This is a genomic window from Phycisphaerae bacterium, assembly GCA_012729815.1.
Classification (GTDB): domain Bacteria; phylum Planctomycetota; class Phycisphaerae; order JAAYCJ01; family JAAYCJ01; genus JAAYCJ01.
This window is the reverse complement of the sequence record JAAYCJ010000255.1, coordinates 1-8,871: the sequence shown is the minus strand read 5'-3', so window position 1 is coordinate 8,871 and position 8,871 is coordinate 1. Positions and strand designations below refer to the sequence as shown.

Genomic DNA, 8,871 nt, shown 5'->3' with positions numbered 1-8,871 from the left:
GCCTGGCGGACGGATGGCAGGAGGCGGGCGGCATCGACTTTCGCGAGTTGGGAGCCGAAGCTTCGGCAGTCGGCGTCGGAGCCGAAGGCGATCCGCTGCGGACCCAGTTCGCGGAGGGCTGTTTCGAGCAGGCCGTCAGTGGGGTTTCCGCCGGAGAGGTCGACGGTGACGTTGGGGTATCGGCGGACGGCTTTGATGCCGTACTCCCACATGCCGCCGGCGTGGGCCATGATGATCCTGGCCTGCGGGTAGCGGCGGGCCAGTTCGGCGACGTGGCGCGGCTCGCTTTCGTGCTTCATGTTGCCGGTGGTCTTCTTCCACGCGTGCTGGAGCAGCGGGACGTCGAGCTCGATCGCCCGTTCGACGATGGGGAAAACCTCCGGGTCGTCGGCGAGGCTGGCGACCCACAGCTTGATCCCGCGCATGCCCGCCTCGACGCACCGGGCCAGCTCCTTGAGGCAGAACTCGCCGTGGTGCGGGTTCAGATAGCAGTAGCCGACGACGCGGTCGGGATACTCGCGCATGAGCGCCAGCACGTGGTCGTTGTCGCGGCGGATCTCGTCGCGGGTCGGCGTCGGCCGGAACGTCGTGCCCATCGAGGTCGCCAGCCACTGGATGCCGAATCGCGAGGCGATCTCGAGCGTCCGGCGCAGCGGCCGCGGCTCGGTGATCGGCGTGCGGATGTGGCAGTGGATGTCGATGATCACGGCCGGCCTCCGTCGCCCTTGCCGCGCCGGCTGAGAAATCGCAGGGCGTTTTCGCGAAGCAGCCGCCGCAGTTCGCCCGCTTCGATCCGCGACTCGCGGAGCTTGTAGACCGCGCCGAGTCCGATCATCATCGGCGCGTTGGTGCCGAGCAGGATCCGTCCTCGTCCCAGCGCGTCGATCAGGTCATCGACGCACGCCACGCCGTCGGCGAACGCGACGTCGAAGAACAGGTTGTCGGTCCGGCCCAGCGTTTTGGGGTTGACCGTCTCGCGGATGCCGGTGGCGTTGAGGATGGCGAATCGCAGCCGCGGGAAGAGCCGCAGCAGATCGGCAAGCGGGTCGAGCCGCACCGCGGGAACCATGACGGCTGGATGGTGCATCCGCGGATCGGCGACGACCGTCGCGATCTGGACCGGCAGGTCTCGCCGCTCCAGTTCGGCCAGCAGTTCGAGGCACGGGCGGTCGTTGATCCGGTAGTTGTGATAGCTGGGAAACAGCCGGACGCCGGTGGCGCCGAGTTTTTCGATGCACTCGTCCAGATCGGTCTGCCAGTCGGGCCAGGCTGGGTTGATCGACGGGAAGAACAGCAGACGGTCGCGATGTCGGCGGATGGCCCGTGCCATTTCGCGGTTGGCCTCCTGAACGTCGAGATAGAGCAGGGCCTCGATCGGGGCCACGCATGCCCGTTCGATGGCCAACTGGTCCATCTGCCTCAGCATGGCTGGGGGCGTCGCGTACCGCAGGCGACGGAAGGGCCAACGGCCCAGACTGGCGTTCACGTCGATCATGGCTTTCCTTTCATCTTTTATTATGGCCGCCGGAGCGTGCGACGCAAGGCGGCGGCGGTTTGGCAGTCATTCGGGAGAGGCCGTGGGAAGATTTCTCGTGACAAATCACATTGTACGTATTATATTGGCCATTATGGGCGTATTGGACGTCCAATAGAGGAATGACGGAAAGGTCTGATCGATGGCCATTTCACGGACGGCGGCGGGCAGGAAGGTGACCGTTCTGGAGGTTGCCCGTTGCGCAAAGGTTTCTCAGGCCTCGGTTTACGCGGCTTTGAATCCCGGCAAGCAGACCACGATCGGCATCAGCGACGAGACCCGCCAGCGCGTGTTGCGGGTTGCCCACGAGTTGGGCTATGTCCGCAACGACCTGGCCCGGTCTCTGGTGACGGGGCGGACGCATACGATCGGGGTGCTCGTCCATTCGCTGCAAAATCAGTATTTTAACGCATTGTTTAATTATATTGATGACTCCTGTTCTCGGGACGGGTACACGGTTTTCATTGCGAACAGCGAGTTTGACTCGGAGCGGGAGGCGCGGGGTCTGCGGGCGTTCCTGTCGCGGCGGATCGACGGTTTGATTATTGCGCGGGACCCGATGCACCGGACGGATGACTTGCTGGAGCGGCTGGCGGATCAGGGGACGCCGATTGTGACGCTGGGCGAGTTGGGGCCGGACGTCCGGTATCCGAACGTGACGTTCGACGAGGTGCTGGGCCATCGTCTCGCGGCTGAGCACCTGTACCGCGCGGGTCACCGGCGGGTGATGTACTTCAATGCGGGCAAGGCCCGCGGCAGCAATCTTCCGATTCACGCGAATCGTCAGCGGTACTTTGCGGAGGCGTGGCAGGCGATCGGCGGGGAGCTGGCGTTTTTCGAGACGGCGGACGCCATCCACGGCGGCAACGAGTTGGGCGAGCATGTGGCGCTTTTGCCGGAGCATCGTCGGCCGACGGCGGTGGCGTGCAGCAACGACCGGCTGGCGATCAGCCTGATGGCGGGCCTGGCGGTGCAGAAGATCACGGTTCCCGATCAGCTCGCGGTGATCGGGTATGACGATATTGAAGCGGCGGCCGAGCAGAAGACGCCGCTGACGACGGTTCGGCTTTCGGTGGAGGACCAGGCCCGCGTGGCGTGGGAGCTGCTCAAGAAGGGTTTGAGCGGAGCAGAAGCCGACGATCAACCGGCGGAGAACGTGGTGCTGGAGCCGCGGTTGATCGTGCGGGAATCGGCGTAGGGATTGTTGAATGTTGATTGCTGATTGTTGATTGGAGGACGCATCGCCATGAATCACAAACGTTGCCGTTTGCTCAATCAGCAATCGTTTACGTTGATTGAGCTGCTGGTGGTGGTGGCGATCATCGCGGTGCTGGTGGCGATTTTGCTGCCGGCGCTTTCGGCGGCGCGGGAGCAGGCGCGGCGGGCGCAGTGTCAGGCGAACTTGCAGCAGCTTGGGGTGTTGTGGGCGCTGTACTGGAACGACCATCACGACTACATACCGACGATGGCCATCTGGTGGAACTGGGGCGGAGCGGAGGGTCCGGCCGGGCAGTTCTGGCCGTTGGAGGGCGTGTTGCCGTTGCGGCAGCGGGCGATGTACTACATCAACGACGGCGAGCATCAGTGGGCGACGCGGAAGGAGCAGTTCATCTGCCCGGCGGACAACAAGGACGGGATTGCGTGGAGTCTTTCGACTCCGACCTGGTGGCACCTGGGCACCAGCTACGCGAACAACCCGTGGCTGTGCAGAACCGCGGGGACTCCCGAGCCGAAGATTCCGATGACGGTGTCGGCGATCGCGGAGCCGAGCCGGCTGTTGTTTCTGGGCGATACGACGATTTTCACGACGATGCACTACCCGGACTGGCACCCGTTTGCGACGTGGCACGATGCGACGGGTTCGTACGGGAACAACATTCTGTTTTTCGACGGCCACGTGGCGTACGTGGCGGTGCTGGGATACGGGCTGCAGCAAAGTGAGATGTTCTGGTATTGAGGGTTTTTGCACATGCGTTTGTCCACCATCATTATCGCTCAGATGATCGGTAGCGCCGTGGCGTTGGCGGCGGCAACTCAGCCGGCGGCGCCGGCGATCTGGATTGAAGGCGAAGACGCGGTTCGGACGAACTTTTCGCCGGGCAGCTTCATCTTCGTGGGGGGCGAAGACGACGGGGCGTCGGCGGGGCGGTACCTGCGTCTGGACGTGCCCGGCAGCGCTGCCAAGCCGCCATTTTTCGCGGAGTGGGAGTTCGCGGCGGCGAGCGGCGGCGAGTATCGGCTTTGGATCAGCGGATCGCCGCAGGATTCGGGCGGGATCGCGCCGTTGTACGTTCGGATCGACGACGGTCCGTTTGTGGCGTTGCGCGGGCGTTCGTGGGTTGGCGAGTCGTACGGGACGGATTCGCCGTACGCGTATTTCGGCTGGTTTATGGCGGAGGCGGTTCGGCTGAAGGCGGGCAAGCACACGATTCGGATCGAGGCGCGCGAGCCGCGCACGTCGGATGGGCTGTATGCGGCGTTTATCGACGCGATGTTTCTGACGAGCGATCCGGCGTACGTGCCGGCGGGCAACCACCCGTCCTGTTCGCCGCATCCGACGTGGTCGGAGCTGATGAAGCGGATGACGCATCGCGAGTACGTGGAGGAGTTGACGAGGAAGCAGTACTGGGGACAGATCGGGCGGACGAGCGAGGACGCCCGGCCGGAGACGGCGGCTGAGGTGCGGCGGAAGATCTCGGTGCGTCCGCTGCCCTCGGCGCAGGCGAAACGGTCGCGGCCGAGCCGGTTCGGGCTGCACGGCATGTCGTATTCGTTCATCGAGGTGGGCAAGCACGAGGCGGAGACGGCGGCGGCGTATGACCTTCTGGCGCGGGCGGGGGTGGAGTCGTTTCGGACCACCGAGAGTTTCTGGTTTCAGCTCGGGCCGAAGTTCGACGATTTCGAGCAGTTGGATTACCAGGCTGGGTTCGCGGCGAAGTACGGCCAGACGTTCATGTTCATGACGGGGTATCCGGACCCGCAGTTCAGCGTGGCGCCGGAGCGGTTCTCGGCAGTGAAGGCGGAGCATGAGGAGCTGTTTCGGCAGTATCTTCGGGCGGTGTTCTCGCGCTATCCGGGGATGGTGGAGATCGCGGAGTTCGGCAACGAGGTGGACGCTCCGGAGGTCTGGTGGCGCGGAGCGACGCCGGAGATATACGTCCGGCAGATCGAGATCGTTCGCGAGGAGGTCAAGCGGATCGATCCGTCGATCCGGATCGCGGCGTTTGCGGCGACGTATTCGCGGGACGAGGCAACCGGTGCGCCGGACGGCGGCCGGGCGTTCGTGCGGAAGTGTCTGGACCTGGGCGTGGACCGGTTCGCGGACGTTTACACGATGCACTACACGTGGTCGGCTGGAGAGTGGGATCTGCCGGCGTTTTTCCGGCGTGAGCTGTCGGCCCGGGGTTTGGAGAAGGAGCTGATCAACAGCGAGGAGTCGGCGGGCCGTCCGTGCGATATGGTCAAGATGTTCGCGCGGGATTTCTACCTGCACGGATTTCCGCGGGTGGATTATTACCTGGCGCGTGACTGGTACGAGAACGGGCATTTGTGTCCGTACGGGCTGTTCGATATCGACTGGAATCCGAAGTTGCGGCTGCTGCCGTTCGCGTTGTCGGTGGACGCGATGCGGGACCGGCGTCTGGTGGGGATGGCTGAGCCGGTTGAGGGGGTTGAGGCGTACGTTCTGGAGCGTGAGCCGGGCACAGCCGGCGACGGTCCCGAATATGCCCTGGTGTTCTGGGACGATCGCGCGGAAGGCGGCGCGGCGAAGGCGGACCGGGCGGTCAAGGTCGGCGGGGTGAGGTCGGCGGTCTCGGCGTTCACCTGGCGGCTTGACTCGGTGTCGTTCGATCCGAAGGCGCCGGAGTTTGTGCTGACGGGCGACGAGCCGCTGGTGGTGTTCGCGGCGGAGAAGCCGGATTGGGAGTTGGTTTCGGCGGCGGAGTGGGTTGAGCGCCGGGCGAAGGAATAGCAGGGACGTTCGATTTATGATTTCGGATTCCTGATTTGTGATTTGGAGAGAAGATGCCATGACGCAGGAACGTTTGGCAAGCCGGCAGGCACATCACAAATCATACATCAGAAATCAAATATGTTTTACGTTGATTGAGCTTCTGGTGGTGGTGGCGATCATCGCGGTGTTGGTGGCGATGTTGCTGCCGGCGCTCTCGGCGGCGCGGGAGCAGGCGCGGACGGTGGCTTGCCAGTCAAATCTCCGGCAGGTTGGTTTGGGCTTTGGCGGGTATGCGCAGGATCACAATGACGTGTTGCCCGCGCCGGCGATTCACGAGGGTTGGCCGTCGATGTTGAGTTGGGATCGGGCGACGCAGGAGGATCTGGGCTGTGCGATCGGCGCGGTGCCGCAGCCGGGGGATCCGGTGGATTTGACGGCGGACGTGTTCGGCTGTCCGTCGGATTCGATCGGTCGGCCGTATGGCCGGCGTCGCAGCTACAGCATGTTGTTTTTCGAGTACGCTCCGCCGTACGGCAGCGGGCGGTACGATCACACGCACGGCGTGCCGTTGGGCAAGTTCGGGAGCCCTTCGGCGGATTTCATCGTGGCGGAGTGGCATGCCGCGTGGAACATTCGGCTGATCAACGGCCCCGGCTGCGTGATCTACTGGGGGTATTACCTGTTCGGCGATTTCGCGCTGCCCGACGTGGCGCCGATGGACGCTGGGTATCACGGGAGCGGCAACAGTTTTCTGTTCGTCGACGGCCACGCCGAGATCGTGGGCCCGGAGCGGGCGCTGGTCGGCGAGCCGTGGGCGCAGTACTGGAACTGGAACAATCTCGATTGAAAGGACGTTCGATGGTTCGATGGAGATTCCGCGCGCGGCTGGTCGTGCCGGCTGTGCTTCTGTTCGTGTCTTCGGCGATGGCGGTGGAGGTGGTCTGTTCGACGGACGTGGAGGGCGTCGCCTCGGATGACACGCTTCAGGACGTGTTTGCGACGCTGAGCCACGACGGTCAGCCGTCGGACCGGCTGATGAGCGGGTTGGTGGATGGCGGGAGTTGGGGCACGGTGAATTTGCTCGGGTCGGGCAAGCCGGACAACGGGGTGGTTTTGGGCGGAAGCCCAGCGGCGCAGGTGACGTGGGACCTCGAGAGTGATCGGTCGGAACTGCGGCGATTGCACGTGTGGCTGTTTGCCGGGCAGTATCGGAACTTCGGCGGGCGGATCAGCGTCTCGTCCGACGGTGCGGCGTTTTCGCCGGTTGAGGGGACGCTGGTGGATCGGGAGTTTGCGGCGGGCAAGGACACCACCAGGTTGATGCACCGGGTGGCGTACGAGTTTGCTCCGGGCGAGGTGAAGGGTTTTCGTTTTTTGCGGCTTGAGGTGCTCGGTCACAGCGGCCAGCCGTGCGACATTCGCGAGGTCGATGCGTGGATCGAGAACGCGTCGCCGCGCAAGTCGACGCGGATCGAGACGACGGTCAAGGCGGTGGGAAGCGATTTGCAGCGGCCGCCGGTCGATCAGACGGCGACGCCGCCGATGGCGGTTCGGGCGGTCCGGCTTGACGGCGAGAAGCTGGCGGTGGAGGGCGGTAAGGCGATTCTCGATTTCGGTGCGTTGACGGCTGCGCCGGATGACGAGTGGAAGATGGTGGAGCACAAGTCCGGTCCGCGCGAGCTGATTGCCGCGTTTCGGCGGAGTGATGGGTTGCAGCGGACGACGCGGATTGCCGTTGACGATCGGTCGGCTGTGAGTTTGGAGGTGACGATCGCGTTGGCCGCGGACGCTTCGAAAGGAGTGAGTTATCGGGAGACGCGGCTGGATTTCCGCGAGGCCGACGCGGCGTTCGACGGGATTGTCTACGGCAGCGGCTGCGGACCGATCTTCGTGCCGCGGACGCAGGCGGGCTTGGCCGCGATCGGCGAGCGGCCGCCGTACTTCATCTTTCCGTGCGAGAAGGAGGGTCTGGAGCTTCAACTCTTCATGCCGGACTGGTACGGCGCGATCGGGACAGTGACGGCGTTCGCGGACGGCGGGCCGATCACGTGGCGGCTCTTTCCATCGGCGGGGGCCAAGCCGGCGGCGGATGGACGATGGGACGGGCGCGAGGCGGTGATCGAACCGGGCGAGTCGTTGCGCTACCGGATCAACCTGGGCGTGTTCGCGCCGACGCCGGCGACGCTGGGCCAGGCGGACATCGAGGAGTCGCGGTTCTTTTCGCCGCTGATCGGGATCTACACGGGCACCGGCGATCAGCATGTGCAGGGGCGGCCGCGAGTCCTTCAGCGGGACAAGATGATGTTCATGGGTTTCGACCTGCCGGGAGCGGCGAAGGAAAAGCCGGGCCATCAGCTTCAGATCGAGCCGACGGCGGACGTGCGGCCGCTGCTGGATCGTCTGGCGAGTTGCGGCGTGGGCATTTTGACGTTACTGGCGGACTACCGCGACGTGTCGCACGGCGTTTCGTATCAGGGCGATTACGAGCAGGCGCCGCCGGGATTCGCGGAGCTGCTCGATGCGATCGACGCTCGCGGGATGAAGGCGGTGGCGTGGTTTTCGCCGCGCGGATTCCTGCAGAAGGATTGGGGTCCGATTCCCCAGGACAAGATCGTGGAGGAGCATCCGGAGTGGTTCACGGAGGGGTCGCACTGGTTTGGTTTTTATCGCAGCGTGGACATTTTCAATACGGCGCCGAGCGAGTGGGCGGCGGGGAAGTTCCGCCAGGATCTGACCCGATTTGGGAAGCTGGCGGGTTTTTCGTACGATACGTTCCCGGCGGCGAGTCTGGCAGTCGATCCGAACACCGGGCTGACGGGCGTGGCCAGCGAGATGCGTTGGCTGCGGCGTTTTTCAGAGACGATTCGGTCGTTCGGGCCGGAGAAGATCGTGATCGCCAACGGCGGGGTGCCGCTGGCGGAGGATTATCATCACTACGACTACACAGCGTCGGAGCATCCGCTGTTGATGTTCCTCAACGACGTGACGGCGGGACGGACGCCGTTCGGGCATCCGTTCGTGCCGTGGGAGGATTATGGTCAGCTTTACTTCTGGTACTCCGTGCTGGGCCAGATGTATTACAATTTCTGCGACTACGACCAGGCCGCTGGTTGGGTCGGCACGACGTGGATCGGCTTGGAGCCGGGACAGATGCGCAAGGACTTCGACGCGCACGTGGCGCCGATCTGGCGGATCATCGGCAAGGGCCGGCGGGTGTTCGGGGCGCAGATCGCGCCGGGTGTTCGGCAGATCGAAGCGGTGATGCCGGATGGGTCGACGGTAGTGATCGCGTGCAACTTTTCGGGCAAGGCGGCCGACGCGGTCGTGACGCCCGCGACGCTGCCGGCCGGTGTGAAGCGGATGAGCGTTGCGGTGGATACGG

At 64.5% G+C, this 8,871-nt stretch carries 7 protein-coding genes; 5 read left to right on the top strand and 2 right to left on the bottom strand.

Annotation, left to right across the window (positions count from 1 at the left end):
- Both GXY33_16970 and GXY33_16965 read right to left on the bottom strand, forming a co-directional pair.
- The coding region (locus tag GXY33_16970) for an amidohydrolase family protein (GenBank protein ID NLX06831.1) at nt 1-707 on the bottom strand (707 nt) is incomplete at its 3' end.
- Complete coding sequence (locus tag GXY33_16965; GenBank protein ID NLX06830.1) at nt 704-1,495, bottom strand: amidohydrolase family protein; 792 nt, start codon at nt 1,493-1,495, stop codon at nt 704-706. The genes GXY33_16965 and GXY33_16970, both read right to left, overlap by 4 nt.
- 181 nt (nt 1,496-1,676) lie before the next feature.
- On the opposite strand from GXY33_16965, the gene GXY33_16960 reads away from it, so the two are divergent.
- The 5 genes from GXY33_16960 to GXY33_16940 all read left to right on the top strand — a co-directional run.
- Complete coding sequence (locus tag GXY33_16960) at nt 1,677-2,732, top strand: LacI family transcriptional regulator (protein ID NLX06829.1); 1,056 nt, start codon at nt 1,677-1,679, stop codon at nt 2,730-2,732.
- Between the two features lie 48 nt (nt 2,733-2,780).
- A complete protein-coding gene (locus tag GXY33_16955; protein NLX06828.1) occupies nt 2,781-3,491 on the top strand; it encodes a prepilin-type N-terminal cleavage/methylation domain-containing protein in 711 nt (236 codons plus the stop codon).
- A gap of 12 nt (nt 3,492-3,503) precedes the next feature.
- Nucleotides 3,504-5,507 (top strand): hypothetical protein, encoded by a 2,004-nt coding sequence (locus tag GXY33_16950; GenBank protein NLX06827.1) that lies wholly within the window; start codon nt 3,504-3,506, stop codon nt 5,505-5,507.
- A 58-nt stretch (nt 5,508-5,565) separates the two neighbouring features.
- Entirely contained in the window at nt 5,566-6,336 is a 771-nt protein-coding gene (locus GXY33_16945) for a DUF1559 domain-containing protein (GenBank protein NLX06826.1), read from the top strand.
- An 11-nt stretch (nt 6,337-6,347) separates the two neighbouring features.
- The coding region (locus GXY33_16940) for a hypothetical protein (protein ID NLX06825.1) at nt 6,348-8,871 on the top strand (2,524 nt) is incomplete at its 3' end.

What these genes read in the sequence shown, in the direction of transcription:
- GXY33_16945 (NLX06826.1), top strand. Translation starts at nt 5,566, where the DNA reads ATGACGCAGGAACGTTTGGCAAGCCGGCAGGCACATCACAAATCATAC.
- GXY33_16965 (NLX06830.1), bottom strand. Translation starts at nt 1,495, where the DNA reads ATGATCGACGTGAACGCCAGTCTGGGCCGTTGGCCCTTCCGTCGCCTG.
- GXY33_16955 (NLX06828.1), top strand. Translation starts at nt 2,781, where the DNA reads ATGAATCACAAACGTTGCCGTTTGCTCAATCAGCAATCGTTTACGTTG.
- GXY33_16960 (NLX06829.1), top strand. Translation starts at nt 1,677, where the DNA reads ATGGCCATTTCACGGACGGCGGCGGGCAGGAAGGTGACCGTTCTGGAG.
- GXY33_16950 (NLX06827.1), top strand. Translation starts at nt 3,504, where the DNA reads ATGCGTTTGTCCACCATCATTATCGCTCAGATGATCGGTAGCGCCGTG.